General features: G+C 42.1%; 20 protein-coding genes, 3 tRNA genes and 1 pseudogene. 10 read left to right on the forward strand and 14 right to left on the reverse strand.

All coding sequences use genetic code 11. The features are described 5' to 3' along the window. Window positions 1–21 precede the first annotated feature (21 nt). From DW083_RS04880 to DW083_RS04910, 7 genes are all read right to left on the reverse strand, one after another. On the reverse strand, window positions 22–1,020 hold the full coding sequence (locus DW083_RS04880) for a M28 family peptidase (protein ID WP_122331633.1): 999 nt from the start codon (window positions 1,018–1,020) through the stop codon (window positions 22–24). Between the two features lie 10 nt (window positions 1,021–1,030). Further along, a complete protein-coding gene (locus DW083_RS04885; RefSeq protein ID WP_122331634.1) occupies window positions 1,031–2,809 on the reverse strand; it encodes a gamma-glutamyl-gamma-aminobutyrate hydrolase family protein in 1,779 nt (592 codons plus the stop codon). 103 nt (window positions 2,810–2,912) lie between these two features. Next, entirely contained in the window at window positions 2,913–4,868 is a 1,956-nt protein-coding gene (gene gyrB / locus DW083_RS04890) for a DNA topoisomerase (ATP-hydrolyzing) subunit B (protein ID WP_115499234.1), read from the reverse strand. 162 nt (window positions 4,869–5,030) lie between these two features. Continuing rightward, a tRNA-Glu gene (locus tag DW083_RS04895) sits at window positions 5,031–5,102 on the reverse strand. Window positions 5,103–5,170: 68 nt separating this feature from the next. Further along, a complete protein-coding gene (gene rpsT / locus DW083_RS04900; protein ID WP_115499233.1) occupies window positions 5,171–5,425 on the reverse strand; it encodes a 30S ribosomal protein S20 in 255 nt (84 codons plus the stop codon). Window positions 5,426–5,467: 42 nt separating this feature from the next. Beyond that, window positions 5,468–5,539: transfer RNA gene (locus DW083_RS04905), tRNA-Glu, on the reverse strand. A 132-nt stretch (window positions 5,540–5,671) separates the two neighbouring features. Continuing rightward, window positions 5,672–6,067 (reverse strand): DUF2721 domain-containing protein, encoded by a 396-nt coding sequence (locus DW083_RS04910; protein WP_115499232.1) that lies wholly within the window; start codon window positions 6,065–6,067, stop codon window positions 5,672–5,674. Window positions 6,068–6,161: 94 nt separating this feature from the next. On the opposite strand from DW083_RS04910, the gene recO reads away from it, so the two are divergent. After that, on the forward strand, window positions 6,162–6,887 hold the full coding sequence (recO, locus tag DW083_RS04915) for a DNA repair protein RecO (protein WP_122331635.1): 726 nt from the start codon (window positions 6,162–6,164) through the stop codon (window positions 6,885–6,887). Window positions 6,888–6,958: 71 nt separating this feature from the next. Continuing rightward, window positions 6,959–7,030, forward strand: a tRNA-Arg gene (locus tag DW083_RS04920). Window positions 7,031–7,072: 42 nt separating this feature from the next. Here the strand turns inward: DW083_RS04920 and DW083_RS04925 are convergent. The 4 genes from DW083_RS04925 to DW083_RS04940 all read right to left on the reverse strand — a co-directional run bounded on the left by DW083_RS04925 (window position 7,073) and on the right by DW083_RS04940 (window position 9,223). Beyond that, window positions 7,073–7,483, reverse strand: a complete 411-nt coding sequence (locus tag DW083_RS04925; protein WP_122331636.1) for a hypothetical protein — start codon at window positions 7,481–7,483, stop codon at window positions 7,073–7,075. 81 nt (window positions 7,484–7,564) lie between these two features. Further along, complete coding sequence (locus DW083_RS04930; RefSeq protein WP_122331637.1) at window positions 7,565–7,867, reverse strand: helix-turn-helix transcriptional regulator; 303 nt, start codon at window positions 7,865–7,867, stop codon at window positions 7,565–7,567. Then, the gene (locus DW083_RS04935) at window positions 7,839–8,180 is read right to left on the reverse strand and encodes a type II toxin-antitoxin system RelE/ParE family toxin (RefSeq protein ID WP_122331638.1); all 342 of its coding nucleotides are present in this window, start codon (window positions 8,178–8,180) and stop codon (window positions 7,839–7,841) included. The genes DW083_RS04930 and DW083_RS04935 overlap by 29 nt, the downstream gene beginning before the upstream one ends. Window positions 8,181–8,263: 83 nt before the next feature. Next, window positions 8,264–9,223: a FimB/Mfa2 family fimbrial subunit gene (locus DW083_RS04940; RefSeq protein ID WP_122331639.1), complete on the reverse strand. Its 960-nt coding sequence runs from the start codon at window positions 9,221–9,223 to the stop codon at window positions 8,264–8,266. Window positions 9,224–9,364: 141 nt separating this feature from the next. Between DW083_RS04940 and DW083_RS04945 the strand changes: the two genes are divergently transcribed. After that, a complete protein-coding gene (locus tag DW083_RS04945; protein WP_122331640.1) occupies window positions 9,365–10,354 on the forward strand; it encodes a sugar phosphate isomerase/epimerase in 990 nt (329 codons plus the stop codon). An 846-nt stretch (window positions 10,355–11,200) separates the two neighbouring features. Further along, a complete protein-coding gene (locus tag DW083_RS04950; protein ID WP_199659145.1) occupies window positions 11,201–12,547 on the forward strand; it encodes an ATP-binding protein in 1,347 nt (448 codons plus the stop codon). 23 nt (window positions 12,548–12,570) lie between these two features. Here the strand turns inward: DW083_RS04950 and DW083_RS04955 are convergent, their stop codons facing one another. Beyond that, complete coding sequence (locus tag DW083_RS04955; protein ID WP_122331641.1) at window positions 12,571–13,941, reverse strand: sensor histidine kinase KdpD; 1,371 nt, start codon at window positions 13,939–13,941, stop codon at window positions 12,571–12,573. Between the two features lie 176 nt (window positions 13,942–14,117). Between DW083_RS04955 and DW083_RS22080 the strand changes: the two genes are divergently transcribed. The 6 genes from DW083_RS22080 to DW083_RS04985 all read left to right on the forward strand — a co-directional run bounded on the left by DW083_RS22080 (window position 14,118) and on the right by DW083_RS04985 (window position 23,627). Beyond that, window positions 14,118–14,267 carry a hypothetical protein gene (locus tag DW083_RS22080; RefSeq protein ID WP_158582090.1) on the forward strand — a complete coding sequence of 50 codons (150 nt, stop codon included), beginning with the start codon at window positions 14,118–14,120 and terminating at the stop codon, window positions 14,265–14,267. A 21-nt stretch (window positions 14,268–14,288) separates the two neighbouring features. Next, window positions 14,289–15,422, forward strand: a complete 1,134-nt coding sequence (locus DW083_RS04965; protein WP_122331643.1) for a tail fiber domain-containing protein — start codon at window positions 14,289–14,291, stop codon at window positions 15,420–15,422. Window positions 15,423–15,547: 125 nt separating this feature from the next. Then, a complete protein-coding gene (locus tag DW083_RS04970; protein ID WP_147382088.1) occupies window positions 15,548–15,808 on the forward strand; it encodes a hypothetical protein in 261 nt (86 codons plus the stop codon). Window positions 15,809–15,830: 22 nt separating this feature from the next. After that, window positions 15,831–21,881: an RHS repeat-associated core domain-containing protein gene (locus DW083_RS04975; RefSeq protein ID WP_122331645.1), complete on the forward strand. Its 6,051-nt coding sequence runs from the start codon at window positions 15,831–15,833 to the stop codon at window positions 21,879–21,881. Between the two features lie 46 nt (window positions 21,882–21,927). Further along, window positions 21,928–22,635: a hypothetical protein gene (locus DW083_RS04980; RefSeq protein ID WP_122331646.1), complete on the forward strand. Its 708-nt coding sequence runs from the start codon at window positions 21,928–21,930 to the stop codon at window positions 22,633–22,635. 44 nt (window positions 22,636–22,679) lie between these two features. Further along, window positions 22,680–23,627 carry an outer membrane beta-barrel protein gene (locus DW083_RS04985; RefSeq protein ID WP_122331647.1) on the forward strand — a complete coding sequence of 316 codons (948 nt, stop codon included), beginning with the start codon at window positions 22,680–22,682 and terminating at the stop codon, window positions 23,625–23,627. Window positions 23,628–23,687: 60 nt separating this feature from the next. Here the strand turns inward: DW083_RS04985 and DW083_RS04990 are convergent, their stop codons facing one another. Beyond that, window positions 23,688–23,876, reverse strand: coding sequence for a helix-turn-helix domain-containing protein (locus DW083_RS04990; protein WP_122331648.1), 189 nt, complete (start codon window positions 23,874–23,876; stop codon window positions 23,688–23,690). Between the two features lie 203 nt (window positions 23,877–24,079). Then, window positions 24,080–24,307 (reverse strand): annotated as a pseudogene (locus DW083_RS22590) (response regulator); the annotation flags it as partial. Between the last annotated feature and the right edge of the window lie 108 nt (window positions 24,308–24,415).

Genomic DNA, 24,415 nt, shown 5'->3' on the forward strand with positions numbered 1-24,415 from the left:
CTAACTTTTAATTTTCAACTTTCACCTGTTATACACTACTTCGAGCACTGTCTGGCCGACAGCTTTCAGTACGTTTTTGTCTATATTGCCCATGTTGTCGTTCTGCGTATGCCAATGGTCGCGGAAACCTTTATCCGACTGCGGGTCATAATTGATAATGTCCAGGCAAGGGATGCCGGTCTCTTCGATTACCGCTTCGTGATCGTCGGTTACGCCGCCACCGCTTGCATTGATAAAGTATTTGCCGTAACCGAGATTACGAGCCGCTTCCCATACTTCGTCCACATAGCGGGCGGCATAGCGCATGGAGATATATTCTTTATAGAACACTGCGTCTTTGGCTCCGACCATGTCGAGCAGGATGCCGAATTCGGCTTTGTAGTTCGGCTTATGCGGGTTCTTGCCCCAGAAGCGGCTGCCGAGGCACCAGGTGTCGCTGGTATCGTTGTATTTTTCTTTTGCAAATTCGGGCGTTCCGTAGTCTTCCGCATCGAAAAAGATGATGTCCACGCCAATGTTAGGTGCTTTCATACTGAATTGGCGGGCGATTTCCAGCAGGACGCCTACACCGCTCGCCCCGTCGTCTGCTCCGTCGAGCGGCTTACGGTGGTTGGCCGGATCGGGATCATGATCTGAATAAGGACGTGTGTCCCAATGGGCAAAAAGGATCATGCGCTTATTGCTTTCCGGGTTGTAGGCGCCGATAATGTTACGCGATTCCAACGGAGTCCCGTCGTAGGCGGTGAGTGTCATTTCCTGTTCGTAGACCTGTGCGCCGAAACGTTTCAGTTCGGATACTAAATAGTCACCGCAAGCCTTGTGTGCCGGCGTGTTAGGAACCCGGTGGCCGAATGAGACCTGTTTATCCACATACGAATAAGCACTGTCGGCATCAAAAGAAGGTGCCGATGCCGCCGTCGTTTTCTTTACTTCCGTCGCGGGTTCCGTCGTCTCACTGGAACCTTTCTGACCGCATGCAAACAGGGCCATCGTGCATAATAATAAAATCAGTTTAGTCATATCTTGTCGTTTATATCTTATTGTTAGAGGCGGATTGCGCTTTGTTCATGACACGCAACAGGTTGCCTCCCCATATTTTGGCAATGTCGTTTTCCGTATAGCCTTCTTTGATCAGGCGGACAGTGATGTTTATCAACTCGTTGCTGGCGCGGCATCCGATCAGTTCACCGTCTCCGTCGAAGTCCGAACCGATGCCTACATGGTGGATTCCGATCAAGTCGACAATGTGGGTGATGTGGCGGATAGCATCGCTCAAGGATGCCTTTTCGGCGTCTTCATTGATAAATCCTTTGTAGAGGCATACTTGTACCACGCCGCCTTGTGCCGCCAGCGCTTTCAACTGTTCGTCCGTCAGGTTGCGGGGATGATTGCAGAGTGCACGGGCGGAAGAATGGGAGGCGATAATCGGGTAGGCACTGGTTTCCAACGCATCGTAGAACGTGCTTTCTGCGGCGTGCGAAATATCGACCAGTATGCCGAGTTCATTCATCTTGCGGATCACATCTTTCCCGAAAGGACTTAGTCCGTTCCATTCCGCTTCGCCTCTTGCCGAGTCGCAGATATCGTTATTCCCGTTGTGGCAAAGGGTTATGTAGGAAACACCCATGTCGCGGAAGCGGGTGATGTTTTCGAGGTCTTTGCCGATGGCGTATCCGTTTTCCAGGCCCAGCATGATTGCTTTTTTGCCGGCTGCTTTCAGAACGTGTACTTCCTGAGGCGTATAGGCGATACACATACGGGGACGGTTTATATCCATCTGCCGGTGTATTTCCTGCAGGCGATTTGTCGCGTAGTCGGTTGCTTTCTGCAACGATGCGTCGTCTCTCGGCCCTTGCGGGATGTAAGCGACCATGATGGCTGCATCTATCAATCCCTCTTCCATAAGGGGAAGATTTACTTTGCCGCCTTCTTTATGGCCGATGTTGAACTCGCCCGGGAAAATCATCGGGGTGTCGGTATGCGAATCGAGCGTCACGTTCCGGTGGTGGATGCGTTTGGCTTCTTTGAAGAGACGGGATGATTCGACGTGATGCCTGAATAGTTTCAACATCTGTTCGTCGTCGTTAGCCGCCATTGCTTCGGGATGCCATTGTACGCTGAATATCTCCTTTTCGGGATGTTCCATCGCCTCGTTGATACCGTCGGGAGCTGTTGCCGTCGCGACAAATTCGGGCGCAGGTTCTTTGATGGCCTGATGGTGGAAAGAGTTGACCAAGAGTTCCGGCGCTCCGTCCAGCATGGCGCTGAGCTTGGAAGTGCTGTCGCTGAGCGTGACGGAATGGGATGCCTGCTCACGGGGAAGCGTCTGGCTGTGTTTCAGCAGTTTTTGCTCGTGTTGGGAGTGGATATCCTGATAGACACCACCGCCGAATGCTACATTCAGTATCTGGTGGCCACGGCATATTCCCATAACGGGCAGTTGGCGGTTCGTAGCCAGGCGGAGCAGAATCAAGTCGTATTCGTCCCGATAGCTGTCCACATCCTGCAGAGCCGGGATCGGTTCTTCCTGCATGTAAAGCGGGTTAATGTCGCCGCCGCCGCTCATGACCAATCCGTCCAGTCCGTTAATGATAGCCGTCAATGCTTCGATATCCGTGATTACGGGAACTAAAACCGGAGCGCCTCCGGCTTTCAAGACTGCCTGTACATACGTTTCGGCTATACATGAAAGTCCGTCTTTCCGGTTAGCGGATATTCCTATGCGGGGAGGTTGAAGACGTTCTTTTTTCGGTATATAATGATCAACTTCCCTGTAGAGGGCCTCTAAATTCGGACGACGGACTTTCATAGAATTATGAGTTATGAATTATGAATTATGAAGAAGTTGTCGGATGGGCATGCAATTTTAGTTTCATGCCCATCCAACTGAAATTGCATGCCCATGGGATTCTTTAAGCATCAATATTCGCATATGTAGCATTCTCTTCGATAAACTCGCGGCGCGGGCCAACGTCTTCACCCATCAGCATGGAGAATATCTGGTCTGCTTCGGCTGCGCTGTCGATTGTGATCTGCTTCAGCGTACGGTTTTCCGGGTTCATGGTCGTGTCCCACAACTGGTGGTCGTTCATTTCTCCCAAACCTTTGTAGCGCTGTGTATGAATCTGGTTTTCATTACCTCCGCCATATTTGTCAATGAATACCTGGCGTTGCTGGTCTGTCCAGCAATACTCTTCGATCTTACCTTTCTTACACAAGTAGAGGGGAGGAGTGGCCAGATAAACATATCCGTTTTCGATCAACGCACGCATGCGGCGGAAGAAGAAGGTCAGGATCAGAGTGGCAATGTGGCTTCCGTCCACATCGGCATCGGTCATGATGATCACCTTATGGTAGCGCAGTTTGCTCAGGTTCAGTTCCTTTGGGTCGTCTTCGGTTCCGATGGTCACACCCATTGCGCGGAAGATGTTCTGGATTTCTTCGCTTTCGAATATCTTGTGGTCCATTGCTTTTTCCACATTCAGGATCTTACCGCGAAGCGGCAGGATTGCCTGGAAGTTACGGTCGCGTCCCTGCTTGGCTGTACCGCCTGCAGAGTCCCCTTCGACGAGGAACAACTCGCAAAGGGCAGCATCTTTGGACGAACAGTCAGCCAATTTGCCGGGAAGACCGCCGCCTGTCATCGGCGATTTGCGTTGTACCAGTTCGCGTGCCTTACGGGCAGCCTGGCGTGCCTGGGCTGCCAGGATTACCTTGTCGACAATTACCTTGGCTTCTTTCGGATGTTCTTCCAAGTAATAGCCTAATGCTTCGCCGATCGCCTGGTCTACCGCGCCGGTCACTTCGTTGTTTCCTAATTTCGTCTTGGTCTGCCCTTCAAACTGGGGTTCCGCTACCTTGATCGAGATAACGGCTGTCAGACCTTCGCGGAAGTCGTCACCGGAGATTTCAACCTTAGCCTTTTCCAACAGTTTGGAGTCGTCCGCATACTTTTTCAGCGTACGGGTCAAACCGCGGCGAAAACCGGACAGGTGCGTACCTCCTTCTATGGTGTTGATATCGTTTACATACGAGAATACGCTTTCGTTAAACGAGGTGTTATACGTCATGGCCACTTCTACCGGAATACCCTGTTTTTCCGTTGTGATGTGGATCACGTCCGGGATCAGCTGCTCTTTGGAGCGGTCGACGTAGCGGACGAATTCTTTCAATCCTTCATCCGAATGGAATGTGTCGGATTTATAGCTGCCGTCCTCTTTCGTGACGCGTTTGTCTGTCAGGGTAAGCGTGATACCTGCATTCAGGAAGGCGAGCTCACGCAGGCGGGTAGCCAGAATCTCATATTTATATTCTGTTACGGTAAAGATACTTCCGTCCGGCTTAAACATGATCTTTGTTCCTGTCGTGTCAGTTTCGCCGATCACTTCGACGGGATGGAGCGGCTTGCCGCAAGCAAATTCCTGCATGTGGATTTTTCCGTCGCGGCGGACTTCTGCTCTCAGGTAAGTGGAAAGTGCGTTTACACAGGATACACCTACGCCGTGCAAACCTCCGGATACCTTGTAAGAGCCTTTGTCGAACTTACCTCCTGCATGGAGAACGGTCAATACAACTTCAAGCGCAGAGACGCCTTCTTTCTCATGAATATCTACCGGGATACCACGGCCGTCGTCTGTTACCGAGATGGAATTGTCTTCGTTTATCACTACTTCTATTCGGGAACAGTATCCGGCTAATGCTTCATCAATAGAGTTGTCAACAACTTCGTATACCAAATGGTGCAGGCCTCTTTCGCTGGTATCGCCAATATACATGGACGGTCTTTTACGCACTGCCTCTAACCCTTCAAGTACCTGAATACTGTCCGCAGAGTACTCTGTAGAAGTATTCTTAATTTCTTCACTCATGAGTCTTTATCGTTTAAAATCTGTAATTATCTGTCTGTCTAAAAAAGCTAACAAATATAGTGAAAATAATTGACTTAGAAGGTATGGATAGTGTGAAAATAGTCAAATGTGGAGATATAACAAAAAAAGAGACAAAGTTCAACTTTGTCTCTTTCTAAAAGGTAGCCCGTGGGGGAATCGAACCCCCCTTTCAAGAATGAAAATCTTGCGTCCTAACCGATAGACGAACGGGCCGGCGGGTTTAAAAAAGCCGGGCTGATTGATTAGTCCGGCTTTATACTATATAAAGTATAATACCTTTATTATGCCAGTCCGTTAACGTGTTTTGCCAATTTGGATTTCAAGTTGCCGGCCTTATTCTTGTGAATAATGTGTTTTTTAGCAAGCTTGTCCAACATAGAGCACACCTTCGGATACAGAGCCTGAGCTTCGTTCTTGTCTTCAGTAGCACGCAAAACCTTCATTGCATTTCTTGCAGTCTTTGCATAATATCTGTTATGCAGACGCTTTGCGTTGGTCTGTCTGATTCTCTTAATAGATGACTTGTGATTTGCCATTGTTAGCTATTCTCTTTATTTATTCTTTAATCCTGTTTATTGTAGCCCGTGGGGGAATCGAACCCCCCTTTCAAGAATGAAAATCTTGCGTCCTAACCGATAGACGAACGGGCCATCCTGTCAAAGTTCTCACTTTCAGCTCTCTGGGATTGTTGATTTCCCGATTGCGAGTGCAAAGATAGATGTTCTCTTTAAACTGGCAAAATATTTGAAGGGAAAATATATAGAATCTTTCGCATTTAACATCTATTTCGAACTCATGTCTTGCAGGTGAATTTCCAATGCGTTGACTGAAATGTTTATTTCCCAGATACATACGCATAGCGAGGCGGCCAATAGCAAGAGTCCGACTCCGAATATCCAAGCTGCGATGATTTGCCAAGAGATGTAGATGAAAAACATCGATATCACGCAAAAGAGCAGACTGAGCAGTCCCAATATTTGCATGGAACGCGTCAGATACAACCGTTTCCGGAGGTTGGCAATCTGTGCGACATTTTTCGGATCGTGTGTCTGCTGGTGCTTTTCTTTTAACGTACGCACAAGGCTCGCATACGAAATGAACCGGTTTGTGTAAGCCAGAAGGATAAGCGAGACTGCCGAGAAGAGCAACGACGGAGTGGTAAGCGTAAGTTCCTGCATATTTATATGTACTTTATAATTTAGTAGTTTGTTATGTAATAAAACAAAGCGGAAAAGGAAAATGTTGTAACTTTGTTATCCAAATAACAGTGATATGTTGTGTAAAACGCGTGGGATTGTCCTGCATTCCATTCCATATAACGATAAGTACTCTATTATATATATGTACACGGAGGCTTTCGGACGTGCTTCTTATCTGGTTGCCCGTAGCCGGGGAAAGAAGTCGCCTGTCTCGAAAGCGCTCTTTATGCCTCTTTCGGTTGTGGAAATGGAAGTCGAGCATCTGAATAAACGTGATTTGCACCGCATTCGTGAAACGAAACTTTGTTATCCGCTTACGGAAGTGTTTTGTAATCCGGTCAAGAACGTGCTTGCGCTTTTCCTGTCCGAAGTCCTTTTCCGGGTGGTGAAGGAGACGGAACCGGATTCGCGGCTTTTTGAATATCTGTATGAGTCGATACAGCTGTTGGAACTGTCGGATAAAGGGGTGGCGAATTTCCATCTGGTGTTTTTGCTTCGGCTTTTATATTATATGGGGATTTATCCGAATGCGGATTCGTATGTGGCAGGTTCCTGTTTTGATATGCTGAACGGTGTGTTTGTCGAGCAAATTCCGATGCACCGCCATTATCTGAACCGGGAGGAAAGCGTGGTCTTTGCCCGGTTGCTGAAGATTAGTTTTGAAAATATGTCCTTATATTCTTTTTCCCGTCAAGACCGTGTGAACGTCATCAGCCGTATTCTTGAATATTATCGTTTGCACCTGCCGGATTTCCCCGAAATAAAGTCCCTGTCGGTCATGCAAAGTCTGTTTGATTAACAGATTGCTCCTCCAAATACTTGCCAGTTTGCGGAAAAGGTTATACTTTTGCCCGCACTTACAACAAAAAGGGCTCTGTAGTTCAACGGATAGAATAGAAGTTTCCTAAACTTTAGATCCGAGTTCGATTCTCGGCGGAGCTACTGGTAACAAAAAAGGCAATCAGAAAATGATTGCCTTTTTTGTTACCAGTAGAATGGTTCGAATGTAACCCGATCTCCATTGAGGAGGCATTTTAAATATCTGTCGCTAATTCGGACATCCTCGTAATAATCAGTCCCATTTGCATACTCTACATAGAAAGAATCAAAAAAGTTGTCTTCCCAATCCCAGTAAAAACTTGTTTTCAGTTCGTCGGTCATACCATTGGGATAATAGATAATTGTAAAATCCTCTCCCGTATGATCATCATAGAAGTCAAGCCGTTGCTCACATTCGTATCCATCATAGTTTGTATAAAAATCCACCCAAGTATTATTGCATAAAGCATCGGTTGCCCAACCGTAGTCATCGTAATACGGATCATCCTCACAACTGTTGAATAAACAGAATACTGACAACAGTAGCAGAAAACTGAGTATGTTTTTCTTAATCATAGTCCCTACATTTATATTCAAGGAACAAAGATATGAATAAAAACTGTATGAAAGGGCATTTGTCGATTGCTTTGCGAATGTCTACATAGCTGGAATTAATTCCACAGTAAATCCTAAAGCTGAGACAATGCGATAGAAAGTTGACACTTTTGGCTCTGTCCTTCCTGTTTCGACACGGGAAATATAAGATTTATTTGTTCCGATCTTTTCAGCGAGCTCAGCTTGTGTCATGTTGGCTTTCTTCCTGGCTTCCTCAATTATTTGCCCAGTAAAGAAAGCGTTTGCTCTATCTTCAGCAGCTCTACGCTCCGGAGTTCCTTCTTTGCCAAATACTGCATCTAATTGTGCATCGACATCAAATATTTTTAGCTCTTTTTCGCTCATAATACTCTTTCTTTAATTTTAAAGCTTGTTTTATTTCACTTGCTGGGGTTTTTTGTGCTTTTTTTTGAAAGCCATTGAATAAAACGACAATCTGCCCTTCATCAAAACAAAAGAAAATCCGATAAATATTACTTTGCCACTCTATTCTAAGCTCGAATAAACTATCTTTGATAGACTTCACATATTTAGCGGGTAATCTATCCTGAGTTTTTAGCATGAGTAAACCATACAAAACCTTTTCTTGTGCGCCTTTATTCAATGTATCGAAAAAGTCTTTGTAATAATTTTCATATGCAATAATCTTTCTTTTCATGGCAAATATAGAATAAGTTTATCAGTTGAGCAACTTTTTTTAGAAAACTTCTAATCAAGAGCTTTAAAAGGATGTTTCTCTACTCATTCCGGCAACTCCTCTTCCTTTTCCTCTCCCCATTCCCCATTATTGAAAATGCTGATCTGGAAGGTGTCGTCGGATTCTGAACGGCTGTAGAGGCGGCCTTTGTAGCGGATGATTTTGTTTTGTTCCGGTAGGATATTGTCGATTTGCCGCTCACGGATCAGTTCATCGCTTTGGGCGATGGCGGAGAGGTGGACGGATATTTTGTTGTCGGTCGCTGGAATGAAGGTGTAGAAAGAATGCGTTTTGTTTACTATCCCAATGTCTTCGCTCTTGAATACATATGAAAGGGTTTGTTTTTCCAATGTCTTGATCCCCAAGCCGGTTGTGATGTCCAGCTGATTGGCTACCCCGTCGATCTCCATGTCGAATTGTTTGAGCCCATCGGAAACCGGGTCGGTAGCCATAAATTCAATGCGGCTGACAATGCGCTCCAGAGTAATGTCTTCATTGATTTCATCGGCAGCTCCTATTTTTAGGGGCAGTGCTCCGTAGAATGTATCGGAAACGTTATCGAAAGAGAAAATGGAATTGGATAATGTTGCCGTTTTTGAGTTATGTGCCAGGAAATAAAATGTATAATCCCCTTGTGGCAGGCTGTCGTAGACAATACCGAAGTCGATATCTTTGTCTGAGGCATCGCAAACGAATTGTTTGTTTTTGACGTAAACGGGCGCATCCCCTTCTTCCGTCTTTTGATATACAGCATATTCGATAGTAGTACATAACTCCTTCAATTCTTTATCTCCCTCTGCTTTTGACACCGATGGTTCCGGTATTGTATTATCGGGCATACTGCGGGTGGCGGGAAAAGACACGACTTCTTTTTCCATTTGAATACTGAATTGGACGGGATAAATTTCTTTTTCCGGATTAACGACTTCCTCGAGTGAGGGATTGTTACTACAGCCTGTCAGGTAAAGCACACAGGCAAGTGCATATAACACTTCTCTTTTCATAGCTAAGCTTTTTGTTGTTTCTAACGGAAGCAAAGGAAACATAAAACTTTAGAAATAAAAAATATTTGCAGATAAATTTAAAAAGAAATTTTATATTTGTCGAATAGACACAATGTAGTAACCTTAAAAATAAAGAGAAACATGGCACGTCCTGTAACATTATGTACGCTGCAGTGGGGAGATCTCCCGCTGGAAGTTGTTTGTGAAAAAGCAAAATCATTTGGTTTTGATGGTGTAGAGTTGGGTTTGCCTTCCCATTTGGATGTTCGGAGGACAGATCCCGAGTATTATCAGGGTATCAAGGCTATGCTTGATAAATATGGTTTGAAACTGTTTTGTATCTCTAACCATCTGATCGGCCAAGCTATTTGCGATAACATAGACCAACGCCATAAATCGATATTGCCCGATTGTATCTGGGGAGATGGTGATCCCGAAGGTATTCGCCAGCGTGCAGCCGAATATATGATCCAGGCTGCCCGTGCCGCTAAAATGTTAGGTTTGGATGTCGTAGCCGGTTTTACCGGCAGTTCGATCTGGCAATGGCTTTATTCTTTTCCGCCTGTTTCCGATGAAATGATAAATGAAGGATATGCTGATTTTGCACGGCGTTTCATACCGGTTCTGGATGCGTTCCAGGAGTTGGGAGTTCGTTTTGCTCTTGAGGTCCATCCTTCCGAGATTGCGTTTGATACCTATTCTGCCCGGAAAGCGCTTGAGGCAGTCAATTACCATCCGGCTTTCGGTTTCAATTATGACCCGAGCCATCTGGGGTACCAGAGCGTTGATTATGTTGATTTTATCAATCAGTTTTCCGACCGTATTTTCCACGTTCACATGAAAGATGTGTATTGGAGCGATACGCCTAAGCAGATCGGTGTTTTCGGTGGTCATTCGACGTTTGGCGACGCCCGCCGCTTTTGGAATTTCCGCAGTCTGGGACGTGGTAAAATCCAGTTCGAAGAGATTATCCGTGCCTTGAACGATATCGGCTACCAGGGACCGCTTTCAGTCGAGTGGGAAGACAGCCGCATGGATCGTGAGCATGGTGCCCGCGAATCCTGTGCTTTTGTGAAGCAAGTCGATTTCGAACCGTCGGCCCATGCTTTTGATGCCTGTTTTGAGAAATAAGAAGCGGTGTTCAGAAAAGATAATAAATGCGATTCTTGCCGATACCGGTAAGAATCGCTGTATTTAAGGCGGTTTTTGGCGTAAAACTTGCCGATAGCATAGTGTATCGTGGCTTACTGCGCAAGATAACTATAAAGCAATTTTGGGTTACTTTCAAGTCCGGTATGAATAGCTTTTGTTAATTGTTAAATGATACAATAACCCCCTTTTCCGGCCATTTTTCTATTTCGTCCGAAAAGTTGATCCATTTTTGATTGACTTTTTTCATCGTTTCACCTCTCTTTTTTGACAACAGGCGGAGTGAGATGCCGGGAACATTACAAAAAGCGTGCAGTTCGATTGCTGAAAGGCGAAAAGACTGACAAAGTGATAAACCTTAACTCCCGGAGAATCGCTTGTAGCAAAATAAAACGGACCGCGCTTCAAATATCCAAAGGAAATTTTGGTGGTTTTTTGCCCTGAAAACGGTCCTCTTTTCAATTACGACCGTCCAAATCTCAATTACGACCGTCTAAATCTTTGCGGGCTGCCGAGTGCACTACCTATTGAGACGGTCATAATGGCGAAGAGGACGGTCGCAATGGCAAAGAACTCCCGAAAAAGAGGAAAAAGTCCCTTTTTGAGGCTGAAAAACATGATTAACATTTGTTTGCTTTCGGGGGCGTTTTGGGGCTTTGAAAAGAAATTTTGTACAATAAGCCCCCCTGATTATTCACCAGAATTGGCAAAGAATTAGTGGATACCGGCAAAATACAGAAAAAGAATTGGTGGATACCGGCATTTTCGTAGTTCTAAATTTGGTGGGAATGCCTTTTGGGGCTATTTTTGTCAATAAAATTGTAGACAATGGAAGATAATATGATTTATTTCAAAAGGAAAATGTACGATACTATGCTCAAATGGAAATCTGAGCGCAATGGTGATACCGCATTATTGATACAAGGTGCCAGACGTATCGGTAAATCCACAATATCGGAGGAATTTGCTCGTAATGAATACAAATCATATATTCTGATTGACTTCTCAAAAGTATCCAAAGAGGTAAGTGATTTATTCAATGATATTTCTGACTTGAATTATCTGTTTTTGAGGTTGCAATTTATTTATCAAGTACAATTGCATGAGAGAGAATCTGTTATAATCTTTGATGAAGTACAGTTGCAACCACTGGCAAGACAAGCCATCAAGCATTTGGTGAAAGATCATCGATATGATTATATTGAGACAGGTTCGTTAATATCCGTCAGATCAAAGAGTCGCGATATAATCATTCCGAGTGAAGAGACAAAAGTAAATATGTTCCCTATGGATTATGAAGAATTCAGATGGGCACTTGGCGATACGGCGACTATTCCGTTATTGCGTACTGCTTTTGAAAAGAAGTTGCCATTAGGAGATGCTGTGCACCGTAAGCTTATGCGGGATTTTCGTTTGTATATGCTTGTAGGCGGAATGCCTCAAGCTGTTGCTGCATATATTAAAACGAACAATTTTTCAGCTGTTGATTTGGCGAAAAGAGATATAATCGCTCTATATGAAGAGGATTTTGGGAAAATTGATGAGTCTGGAAAGGCAAAAGTAATGTTTGATGCAATTCCTGCTCAGTTAAGCAGAAACACATTACGCTATCAGGTGGGGAATACCATTCCTGATGAAAAGGTAGAAAGAGTAATAAATATCATAAAGGAAATGGAGGATTCAATGACGGTAAACGTTGCATTTCATTCTGATGACCCTAATGCTGGTCTGGCTTTGACGAAAAATGAAGAATACTTCAAAATGTACGCATCGGATACAGGTCTATTCGTAACACTTGCATTTAAAGATAACGATATTACAGAAAACGTCATTTATGACAAATTGCTTAATGACAAGCTTAGCACAAACTTAGGGTACGTCTACGAGAATGTCATTGCTCAGATGCTGAAAGCAACAGGAAAGAACTTGTTTTACCATACAATTCCTTATGCCGAAGGAAAGAAGTATTATGAGATTGATTTTGTCATCCCCGACAAGCATAAGATATCTCCCATTGAGGTAAAATCTTCTGGGTACAAGTCTCACAAGTCGCTGGATCAGTTTGGTATTAAATATTCTGATCGTATAATGAACAAATACCTGATTTATACAAAGGATTATAAGAGGGAGAATGGAATCGATTATATTCCGGTCTATATGACTATGTTTTTGTAGAATGCAATGATAAAAAGTTTCTTTTATTCTCCTTCCGATACAGGGAAAGTTATGGTAAAGACAGACCCAGCTCCTTCGCTACTATGCAACGTGAGAGTTCCGCCTGCTTCCTGAAGCAGTTGTTTGACGCTGCAAAGCCCCAACCCATATCCGGTTCGCACGTCTTTTCCTTCCGTTCGGACGCGGTAGTATTCTTTACCGAGCTTTTTCTGCGCTTTTAGCGGGATTCCCCATCCTGTGTCTTGTATGGCGATCGAAAATCGATTGTCTTTTTGTGATAGCATTACTGTTATCTGAACTCCGTCATCCGAATATTTCAATGCGTTTTCGAGCAGGTTGCGCAGGCTACGTTCCAAGCGAATGGGATCTGTATATATATAATGTATGGGAATTGGGTTATTTAGTTTGAACTGATATTTTTTAGCCGGAAATAAAAGAGCGACTTCCTGTCTGACCTGTTCAATCAGTTCTGGTAGGCAGACCTGTACATTCTTTATTTCGATATTTTGCTTTTTCTTGTGGGCATCCAACATGGATTCGATAGTCTCAGTCAGTTTCCGAACTTGAATTTTTCCGGTCTGCAATAAAGACTTTTGCGTATTGTCGGTTTCTTTTTGGGAAATGTAATCCAGAATGGTGTAAGTGGTGTTGAGGGGCGCTTTCAGATCGTGGATGGCCACATGCACGGTTTGTTCTTGCTGTTGCAGTTTCTTGCGGGTACGGCGGATGACGATTAATTGGTAATACAGGCAATAGAAGATAATGATTGTCATAAGGAATGATATGATTAGGGCGTAAAGCATTTGTTGTAATATTTTTTGAGGTTGAATTTCAATAAATGCTTTGATATAAAATTCCCCCTTTGTCCCGATGGTGTGAACGGCTGTTATGGTATGATGTTTATGATTGTACGAACTATAATTGGAATCCAGGATATTCCCTTTTTTATCGCATAAGTTTAGTAGAAAAGCCGAATATGGAAGCTTCTTTTGCAATTCATTTTTGATGATACTATCTAATAAATTCATTGGGAACGGTTGTTCTTCCAATAGAGCATCTTGGGCATTTTGTGCAAAAATGGTAGAAATCCCAATTTCCATATCTTTTTGAGAATCTGTCGTAAGAATGATGGTGTCTCCTTCGTGGCTTTTGATTTCTTCCGGAGTCATTTCATCCATACTTTTAATCGTTAATTTAGGTCTTGAATGATTTTGAGGTGTTCCAAAAAGACCGGAACGTACAAGGAGTTTATTATCTATACTATGGGATAATACATCATTTGCAATTTCAATATATTCTGCTTTTTGGTTTTGATACATGTTTTTCAACCAGTATGCTTGTGATAGCAATAAGGTAAATATTCCGATTATAGAGATGATGCTTATTCGGTTCATGAGTGTATAGAATAATCTGATCTTTGATTCAAATGTATGACAAATCTATGAATTAATTGGTGATAAAAGAATGCTTTTTTTGTCTTTATGATGTTTTTGTGATATAAATGTGATGTTTTTGTTATATGCAGCCTAAACCTTTTATTAGACTTTTGTGGAAAATAAATACGAAAGAAATGAGACAGTTAACGAAATCAGAAATGCTAACTCTAAAAGGGGGTAATGCAAAGAGTGGAGGTAAATGGGTTTATAATCCTGACACAGGAAAGTGGTATTGGGTTGAGGTGAGTATTTCTTCTGAGCCAAATCAAATATCAGAAAAGTAATAATATGTAATTAGTAATGATATGAAAACTATAAAAATTCTTTTGCTTTTCGTTTTAGCCAGTTTGTTTTCCAATGTGAATGCCCAGTTGAGAGTTTTGTCGGATGGGCGTGTACAGGCTGGGCCTAATATTCCAAGCTTAGATCAAGGAAAGCAGGCTTCTTTATTAGTACTTGGGTCTAAAGATAATATTGGAACTGGGGCCATTATAGCATTGGGAGATTTCGGTACTAATTCCAAGAATACTTTTTGGGGTGAATATGGAAATACAGATTCAGACCAGTTGTGGTTTCAAGGTAGATTAGGCTATTATTTGACTTATGGAAATCAAGCAAGTACTGTTATATCATATTATGATCCTGCCAAGAATAGTAATTTTGTTTTTAATACCAATCTTCGTGTAAATGGTGTGAATATAACATCTGATGCCCGGATGAAAGATAATATCCAGCCGATAGAGAATCCTATAGATATTCTGTCACGAGTAGATGGAGTGTCTTATACTTACCGATTGTCGGAGATTCAAAACAATCGTAAATCAGGAGAAAATGCGTTTCCTGAAACATCCGAAACTGCTACCAATGAAGTCAATACGGCTTTGACAGAGAAAGAACAGCGAAATGAGCGAATAAAAAAAGAAATAGAGCAGAGAGAAAAAGAAGAGGCGAACCGCAAACGTATTGGTTTTATGGCTCAGGATATCCAGAAAGTATTGCCGGAATTGGTTCAGACAGATGAAAAAGGAATCATGTCTATTGATTATATAGGCTTTATTCCTCTGATTGTGGAAAGTCTGAAGCAGATGCAGCAAACTATTCAGGATCAGCAGAAAGAGATCGAAACATTGCAAAGTCTTTTACCGGCTGAAACCAAATCTATGCTTCGATCGACTTCCAATGAAGAGGTGAGCGTGGTGGAGGGAGCGAAATTGTTTAACCGGGCAGGCGCATCCGTCTCTTACACATTGCCAGCAATTTTTACAGCTGCCGATTTACAAGTATTTGATATCTCGGGAAGATTATTGAAGAAAGTTGTTCTGACAGGTAGTAACAGCATCGTCGAAATAGACTCTTCTGAGATTGGTTACGGAACATTTATTTATGCTCTTTTTGTTGACGGAAAAAAGGCAGATATATTAAAGAAGTATATAAATTAATCAGTATGAAGAATTGCATGTCCTTTAGCGTATATCTGTCATTATTTTTGTTGTTGTCCTTTTCTAATTCGATGAAAGCCACAGAGCCGACAGATACTACGCGGGTTTATTCAACCCGTTCTTGTGTGAATACTTTTGAAAATCAGACAGTTTCTTCGGTACGGTCTGTCACGGGGTGTGATTCGCTTGTCGTACGGGGAGTGACGATTGCCAATACAGGCAATTTGACGCTTGCTGCACCGGAATATGTTGTCTTGCATGGCTCATTCGAGGTGTTGCTGGGAGGTGTTTTGAGTATTAACGAGAAAGAAGAGCCTTTGGTTTTTGAATTTACCTATGATGCTGCGGGGAATAGGACTTTACGACGGGCAAAGGCCGTTCAATAATATAATCAGATGATATAAACTTATGAATAAATACATTATATATATACTGTTATCAATAGTTGTTTCTGTGCATGGGTTGGCCCAGAATACATCCAATATCTCCGGGTCTTTTGATATTGGGCCTGTCGGTAATGCGACCTATAATATCCCGATTGATTTACCTCCAGGTATAGCAGGATTAAGACCGGACGTATCGATTGTTTATAATAGCTTTTCGGGTGATGGCATCATGGGAAAAGGTTTTTCTCTTTCTGCAATATCTTCTATCACACGAGCTAATACGACTGTATTTCATAGTGGTTATATCAGTGATATAGAGTTTGATGATACGGATAAATACATGCTTGACGGTAATCGTCTGATGTATGACGGGACAACACAACAATATAGAACGGAGATGAATCCTTATTCTAAAATAAAGATTTTTTCTCCGAATACATCTTCTGCTTATTTTGAAGTTCGGACAAAAGATGGGTTGATTATGGAATATGGGAGTACTGCGGACTCCCGATTGTGTGCCCAAGCACCTCATACAGATCAAGTGGCGTTTTGGATGCTTAATAAAGTGAGTGATCGTATTGGTAATTATTATACATATACGTACGAGAAAGATGAAGCTAATGGGGAAATTCGGTTGAAACAAATTGATTATACCGGTAACGTAAGCAGTATACCTTATTGCTCTGTGAAATTCGTATATACGAGTCGTAGTTATGATGTCAATTTGAATTATATACAAGGGAGTAAGTTTAAAGAAAGCAAATTGTTAAGTGAAATTGGAATTTATTATGGTACATCTTTATATCGTAAATATTCCATGACTTATAATTATGATGGAAACGATTTTACCTATCTTCTGTCTAAGATGACAGTTACTGGTATGAATAACGAGACTCTTAAACCGATTGTATTCGACTGGTATAAAAACACAGATTATACTCATGAAGAAGTTATTTATGATCAATCGACTAATGCCCAGCTTTATATAAATAAAGCCTATATTTCTTTGGGAGATTATAACGGAGACGGAAGAACAGATCTTTTGGCTACGCCGATGGAAGATGCAGACTGGACCGGTTGGAAGTTGTTTTGTGCTGATACGGATGGAAATAAACTTTCTTATTATGGAAGTGGAACTCTTCCGGAAAGATATAAGGAACCAATAGCCGGAGACTTTAATGGGGATGGTATTACTGATTTTCTGGCATGTAGAGAAACTGTGACAAAGAACCTTAACGGTGATGAAGAAGCTACTGTTACAGCCGGGGATTCTTTATTGGATGGTTTGGCGGAAAGCCTGGCTTCGGTTACATATTATAATTATTTTGTTTATTACGGGACGGGGAGTGGTTTTCAAGCAGGCCCTGCCGTTACGACAGAATCCCGCCCTCATGGAGTTCGGGTTGCAGATTTCAATGGTGATGGGGCGATGGATCTGTTTGTCTATTATACAAATAAAAGCGGGTTGGAGGATTATAAAATTTGTATGTCAGGTTATTCCTCCGGTACTATGACCGCTTTTAAAACAACTTCAACCGGACGAATTTTATCCGACATGAGTTGGGATCAAGTTGAAGTTTGGGATTTTGATGGTGACGGATTGGCTGAAATTATGAATTTGCGGGATGACGGTTATGATTATTTGGATAACAACGGAGGAGGTTCTATGCATAGAAGCCGGACTGGATCTTTACCGACAAAGAAACATAAAATCAGTTTCGGGGATTTTAACGGCGATCGAAAAGTCGATATGTTATTAACTGGTTGGAATAATACGGAATGGAACGAATGGTTGACCTTGTTATCTACAGGTGCCGAATTTGAAAGATATTATTTCCCCAAAAAGTTTGCTACGTATTCTAAGGATATATATGTTTGTGATCTGAATGGCGATGGTTGCGATGATTTTTTTGCTGTTGATAAAACTTCGGACAAATTAAGTGCTCTCAGATGTTTTATAGGGTATGACAATGGTCGGAATTTTAAAGAATATGCAAGTGTGTACACGTATGGTTCAGACAAATGGAGTTTTTATCCTTTGGATACAAGAGGAGATGGGAAATTAGGCTTTTTGGTTGTATCTACTCCTTTTACATGGAAAGGATATCAATTGTATATGCCGAAAGCAGATTTGTCGAATTTGCTGAAATCAGTTACTGATTCGCATGGAAATGTGACTTCTGTTTCTTATAAGAAAATGACAGATCCTTCTGTTTATACGAAAACGTTGCCAACGGGTGGCTCTGCTACAGTCTCTGAATATGACTGTATGTCTTTTACTGCTCCATTCAAATTAGTTTCAAATGTGAGTGTCAGTAATGGCATCGGTGGAATGAACTCTATTTCGTATAGTTATGAAAACGCAAAGGTTTTTAAACGCGGACGTGGATTTTTAGGCTTTACGAAGACGGTCATGAATGATCAAAGCTCTTCTGTAAAAACAACTATCACACAGGAGTTCTCTGATACTTATTATCAAGCGGCCATAAAAAGCGTGGAAAAGATTTATGCTCCTACGAATCGGAAACTGGTGCAGTCTGATTATACGAATGCCTTGACAAAGTATTCGGACGTATATGGAACATTTACTTATCAGGCAACGTCTACCAAGGAACAAACGTATGAGCCTACAACTAATAAAGTCGTTCAAGCCGTGACTACTAATTATTCCTATGATAAATATGGAAATATATTGAGTCAAACGGCAACCTATGGAAATGGGGATGTTCAGAAAGTAACGAATACATATAGTAATAATGCGACGGATTGGATTCTTGGTCTGTTGACCCGGAGTGTAAGCGTCAGTACAGTGGGGGGGAGTTCATTAACGAATACTGTTGATTATTCTTATGACAGCACAAACGGATTATTACGAACGCAAACGGTTGAACCGAATCAAACATCTTATAAATCAGTAACAGCCTATACTTATGATAACTTTGGAAATGTGTCAACTAAAACAGTAACGGTTGGAAATGTAGCTCGCTCTGAATCTTATAGGTATGAAGGTGGGCGATTTTTAAAGACATATGAAGATGTGCTGGGACAGGTCACGACTTCCGTTTATGATCCTGTTTCCGGATTGTTATCTTCCGAAACAGATATAAATGGGAATGTCTCAACTTATACTTATGATGGTTTTGGTAAGATAAAAACAATTTCGCAAACTTCAGCATCCGATAATGCCATATCGACAAGTTGGACTTGGAGCAATGGCAGTCCTGCCTATTCGGTAGTCCTTCGTACTGAAACAGCAGGAGATGGGTTGGTAACAAAGACTTGGTATGATGCTTTAGGCCGCGAAATTCAGGCGAGTCATAAGACTTTTTCGGGAAAGGAAGTTTATACGACAACGTCATACGATGCACAAGGGCGTGCGGTCAAAGTGTCTGAACCTTATTTTTCAGGGAGTTCTTCATCTGCAGTACTGTATCATACGAGCCAGTATGATGATTACGGTAGGATTAGTAAGCAAGTGGCACCATTAGGAACAATTACGTATAGTTACTCTGGAAACCAAACGACAGTTAATGACGGAACGAAAGGTTATACAACTGTTCGGGAAACGGATGCTGGTGGTAAATTGAAAACAGTGACGGATCCGGGAGGTAAAATCTCCTATACGTATGGGCCGACCGGCGATCCTGTCAAGATTGTTTGTGGTTCGGCTACTTCTTCAATGGAATATGATTTGTTGGGACGCCGTACAAAATTGGTAGACCCGAATGCCGGAACTATTCTTTATGAATATGATGGCTGGGGTAGTTTGAAGAAACAGACGGATGCCCGAGGGGAAAAGGAGGAATATACTTATGAAAATAACGGACGTCTTCAATCTTATAAAAGAGGAACGGATGTATTTTCTTATACGTATGATCCTACTTATAAGGGGCAAGTCAGTTCGATTGCCTATGGTGGCGTAAAAACGGACTTCCGTTATGGCAATTATGGACGATTGTCTTCAAAGACGGAAACGGTTGATAGCCGGTCGTTCCAGTTTTCGTATGGCTATAATACTAAAGGTCAGCTGGAGACAATGACTTATCCAAATTTAAAGTCTGTGAAATATGAGTATGTAAATGGGGATCTTTATCAGATCATCTGGCAACCAAGTTCGACGACTGTTTGGCAAAAGAGTGATGAGAACGCGAAAGGACAGATTCTATCAACTGTGTTAGGCAATAACTTACAGGGAAGTTATACTTATAATACGATAGGTGTTCCTACTGCTATTAGAGCAATGAAAGGAACAACATCAATGTTGAGCATCGGCTATCAGAATATTGATACCCGAGGTAATATAAAGAGTCGGAACGAACAGTATAGTTCTCAAAGCGAAAATTTCACATACGACAGTATGAACCGTTTGACGACAGGGGTGGAATATAGTGAGAATGGTAATATCATAGCTAAGGCAGATGTCGGTAACTATCAGTATGATGCTACTCATCCGCATGCAATCAGCAGTCTTTCTTCCAGTTCGAATACTGTATTGCCAAACTTGGATTTGACGGTGACTTATAACAGTGTTCGTATGCCTGTACAGCTTTCTGAAGGGAATAAAATATACACATTGACTTATAACGGTGAGAATAGCCGTGTGAAAAGCCAATATGTACAGAATGGTTCGACAGTATTTACAAAATACTACAGTGGTCCATACGAAGAAGTTCAAAAAGGTTCAATAACGCGAAAAAATTATTATATTTACGCCGGAGGAGAAATTGCAGCGGTCTATACGGAAGGTGGCTCTGATGCCGGAATGTATTATTTCCACAACGACCATGTAGGCTCTCCATGGTTGATTACAAACGCATCAGGCAATGAAGTACAACGACTGAGCTTTGATGCATGGGGGCTTAGGCGCAATGCTACGAATTGGGATAATTATTCCGATTTGCCGGAGATGAAGTTCGACCGTGGTTTCACAGGGCATGAACATCTGGAAATGTTTGGCTTGATCAATATGAATGCTCGGTTGTATGATCCGGTGTTAGGACGTTTTTTAAGCCCGGATCCGATAATCCAGGTGCCGGATTTTACGCAGTCCTATAATGGATATACGTATGCGTTGAATAATCCGTTGTCGTATAAAGATCCAAATGGTGAAAGCTTTATACTTATAGCTGCAATTTTAGGTGGATGGATTGGTATGGGTACAGCCATGATGTCCAGTGATAAGAGTGGTTGGGGGTTGGCCGGTGATATGCTTAAAGGTTTATTTGTCGGAGCTGCCTCTGGTGCTGCTGGTGCATGGGCTGGAGGAGCAGTTGCTGGTTCATTGACTGCAGGTGGTTTTATAAACGGAAGTCTTTCTGGCTTAGCTGGTGGATTCAGTGGCGGCTTTGTCGGCTGTTCAGGAAATGCTTGGTTAGCTGGAACAGGTTTTGGTGCAGGGCTGAAAGCTGGGTTAATAGGCGGTGGTTTTGCTGCGGCATTTGGGGGAGTATCTGGAGGTTTGGTTCGTGGTTTTACGGATATGGCTAAAGGGTATAGTTTTTGGGATGGTTCCAAAACCTCTAATTTTGTTATAGGCTCAGTGAGTCAACAGTCTGAATATAAGGTGAATGCTAAAAGTTATAATAATAGTGGGGCTTATGTAGAGAGTAATGAAGCAGAACTGAAAGTAAGGATGTTTGAAGAATTTGGGGTGAGTGAAGGGGATATAGGTATAGAGCGGATGACGACAAAAGCAGGGAATGGCTTAGGGATGACCTCTGATGGCATATATGTTGATAATAAAGGTAATACAATTGCAGGAATTACTAAACGATTTTCTACAGGAAAGACATTAATTCGTATATCCCCCAAATATGCAGTAAATAATATGTTGGATTTTCAAGCAATTGCAGGGCATGAATTGATTCATGCATATCATTATGATGCATTTGGTAATACTTTTAATAGTTCTTTTTCAGAAAGCGTCGCATATAGATATTCCGTAGGAACTTATGTGGGGGGGAGAAACATGGGTGCTGCTTTCTCTATGTATAAAACTGCAATCAGACTTAATAGTTGGGGGTATTATCCTGATAGTTATGCTCTCCCAAAATTTTTAAGATTTTCGTGGTAATAATTTAGGCATATAATTATCAACTGGATGTAAAAAATATTTTCATATGCAAGATAATTCAGAAAAGTCATTGGTTCGTATGTATGTAATGGATAACCCTTTTTATAATAGGAGCATTATGTGTTATTTGCTTGTACTAGAAACAAGAAAAGAGTTTTGTATTACTCTGGAAGAATCTGCGTTTGGAAGTGATAGTATTTTATGCTTGTTTTTGTCTTTTGGTTCGATTGATACGGATGATAATCATTTTATTCTAAATGATGTAATGACTAATTCTACTATAGTGTTAAGGAAGAATGATTCAGATCTTATTGTTGATAAAGGATTCTTATTTATGAAGGATAAATGTTTTTCATATGAGGATGAATACGATTATTTTGAGTATGAACATTTTTTAGATATAAGAAAAGAATGCAAGAATAAAGAGAAAAATGAAAAACGATATTTAAATAAATTAAGCTTGGATAGGGTCCCATTGCAATTAGGTGATTACTGCAATCAATATATTCATGTCTGTTTAGATAAGGGTTTTAATTATCAAATCTATTTTTTGATAGAACGGTATGTTGCTAAGATTGCAGAAGGGAAATGGGAAAAGATTGGGAATAAGCTATTGTTGCATGATGCTTCCTTAGAATGCGATTTTGTATATCTGATCGAGTCAGATTTTTTGTATCCTATTTTTGCTCCGAACGATTTGAATGAGACGGATCGATATTCATTAGGTATGATGTATCCGTTTATTATGCGATAGTTTTATTAAATAGATTTAGTTGTTGATTTTTTAATAAGAAAAAAATGTACAAATTAATATTGTTTCTGCTCCTGCCTCTCCTTTTAGGCAGTTGCGCCCCCAAAGTGCTCACGCACATTGAAAAGAAGTACCCTTCCCGGGTGACAGCGAATGATGTCCGTATGTATGGAGTCGGTCAAGCTGTGCCTGAAACGGCTGAGTTGATCGGAAGTGTGCGAGTTGTGGATGGTGGGGCGTCCACCAAATGTAATTACGAACAGGTTGTGGCATTGGCAAAACAGGAAACGGCCAAGAATGGTGGGAATGCTTTGGCTTTGACCGATCACCGGAAACCTTCGCTTTTGGGGAGCAGTTGCCACCAGATAGCAGGCAATATGTTGTGGATCGGCGATACGACAGGGCTGGAAATGAGTACGGCTCCGGTACTATCGACTTCGGATCGTGATGATAACAACGGTACGGTAAAAAGTGCTTTTCAGCATAATGCCTTTTATGCCAGCGTAGGTTATGCCTTTATGACCAATAAGTTCTATCTGCCGCAAGGAGCATCGGGACATCCCAAGAACGGCATGGATTGGCAATTGGGTTATGATTGGGTGTCGAGGAGCGGTTTTGGCGCCGGATTGATGTATTCGGGGTATAAGTCATCCTATACTTATTCGAATATAGACGTGAACGTGGGGCTTGCATACGTTGCGCCTCAATTCGTTATGAAACAGAAGGTGGGGCGTTGGGGGATTGAAGAAAAGTTCGGCGTCGGCTATTTCAAATACCGGGAGTCGGCTAAAGGAACAAGCGTTTCGCTGTCTGGTGTCGGGTATAATTTTTTGTTTGGCGCGGAATATTATTTGTCCGATTGTATTGGGATTGGTGCGAATGTCGGCTACATCGGCGGTTCTCTGCCAAAACAGGATTTTATAGAATATAAAGAAGATGAACATTCCGGCATCTTCCGTTTACACTTTGATGCGGGGATACGGTTTCATTTCTGATTGAATATAGGAAAGAGACGCGAAGTCTGTGTGTCTTACGTCTCTTTGTTTGATCACCTGTCAGAAATCCAGTTGGTATCCGATACAGGGATACCTTTGAATACTAATATGTTGATCCTGCTGGAATTTCTTGCGAAGTTGAGTGATGATGTTATTCAGGCTTTCGTCGCTCGAATCATTCCCCCATATTTCTTCGAGTAATTGTTTGCGTGTGACAACTTGTCCTTTGTTGGAATATAATTTCTGCAAAACCTGAAACTCTTTAGGGGATAGGCCTTTCTCTTTTTATCCGGATAAATCAGAAGATGCTTGGCTGTGTCTATTTGATAATTGCCGATTTCCCATATCGCTACCGTCTGTTTTTCGGATTGCTGCAACAGGCTTCGGACCTGAAATACCAATTCCGTGATGTCGTACGGCTTTTTGATGTAGTGATTGGTTCCTGCGTCGTAACTGCGGATGATTTCGGTGCCGTCCGTATGTGAGGAGGCGATGATGACCGGTAGTTTTGGATCTTGTGTACGAATGTCCGGCAGGATATCGAGACAGCTTTTGCCATTCACTTCGATGTCCAGGATCAATAGATCCGGTAATGTGGTAGATAAATGTTCCTCGAGTTTATCTAAGGTTGTCCTGAAGTCTACTTCGAATCCGTTGTCAGTCAATGCCTGGGTTATCATTGTCCCTAAGATATGGTCTCTTCGACGTATAGAAGTTTGTTATTCATAGCTCACTCTTTTTGTTTCAAGGGGCAAGATAGTAAAAATATGGGGGATTTTTGAATTTTG

Origin of the sequence: Parabacteroides sp. AF48-14, from assembly GCF_003477465.1 — a bacterium.
Lineage (GTDB): Bacteria > Bacteroidota > Bacteroidia > Bacteroidales > Tannerellaceae > Parabacteroides > Parabacteroides acidifaciens.

Bases quoted from the DNA above. Each gene is read 5' to 3' on its own strand.
- DW083_RS04945 (WP_122331640.1), top strand. From the start codon at position 9,365: ATGGCACGTCCTGTAACATTATGTACGCTGCAGTGGGGAGATCTCCCG.
- gyrB (WP_115499234.1), bottom strand. From the start codon at position 4,868: ATGAGTGAAGAAATTAAGAATACTTCTACAGAGTACTCTGCGGACAGT.
- DW083_RS04910 (WP_115499232.1), bottom strand. From the start codon at position 6,067: ATGCAGGAACTTACGCTTACCACTCCGTCGTTGCTCTTCTCGGCAGTC.
- DW083_RS04880 (WP_122331633.1), bottom strand. From the start codon at position 1,020: ATGACTAAACTGATTTTATTATTATGCACGATGGCCCTGTTTGCATGC.
- DW083_RS04985 (WP_122331647.1), top strand. From the start codon at position 22,680: ATGTACAAATTAATATTGTTTCTGCTCCTGCCTCTCCTTTTAGGCAGT.
- DW083_RS04925 (WP_122331636.1), bottom strand. From the start codon at position 7,483: ATGATTAAGAAAAACATACTCAGTTTTCTGCTACTGTTGTCAGTATTC.
- DW083_RS04930 (WP_122331637.1), bottom strand. From the start codon at position 7,867: ATGAGCGAAAAAGAGCTAAAAATATTTGATGTCGATGCACAATTAGAT.
- DW083_RS04980 (WP_122331646.1), top strand. From the start codon at position 21,928: ATGCAAGATAATTCAGAAAAGTCATTGGTTCGTATGTATGTAATGGAT.
- DW083_RS04885 (WP_122331634.1), bottom strand. From the start codon at position 2,809: ATGAAAGTCCGTCGTCCGAATTTAGAGGCCCTCTACAGGGAAGTTGAT.
- DW083_RS04965 (WP_122331643.1), top strand. From the start codon at position 14,289: ATGAAAACTATAAAAATTCTTTTGCTTTTCGTTTTAGCCAGTTTGTTT.
- recO (WP_122331635.1), top strand. From the start codon at position 6,162: ATGTTGTGTAAAACGCGTGGGATTGTCCTGCATTCCATTCCATATAAC.
- DW083_RS04940 (WP_122331639.1), bottom strand. From the start codon at position 9,223: ATGAAAAGAGAAGTGTTATATGCACTTGCCTGTGTGCTTTACCTGACA.
- DW083_RS04975 (WP_122331645.1), top strand. From the start codon at position 15,831: ATGAATAAATACATTATATATATACTGTTATCAATAGTTGTTTCTGTG.
- DW083_RS04935 (WP_122331638.1), bottom strand. From the start codon at position 8,180: ATGAAAAGAAAGATTATTGCATATGAAAATTATTACAAAGACTTTTTC.
- DW083_RS04950 (WP_199659145.1), top strand. From the start codon at position 11,201: ATGGAAGATAATATGATTTATTTCAAAAGGAAAATGTACGATACTATG.
- DW083_RS04955 (WP_122331641.1), bottom strand. From the start codon at position 13,941: ATGAACCGAATAAGCATCATCTCTATAATCGGAATATTTACCTTATTG.
- rpsT (WP_115499233.1), bottom strand. From the start codon at position 5,425: ATGGCAAATCACAAGTCATCTATTAAGAGAATCAGACAGACCAACGCA.
- DW083_RS22080 (WP_158582090.1), top strand. From the start codon at position 14,118: ATGAGACAGTTAACGAAATCAGAAATGCTAACTCTAAAAGGGGGTAAT.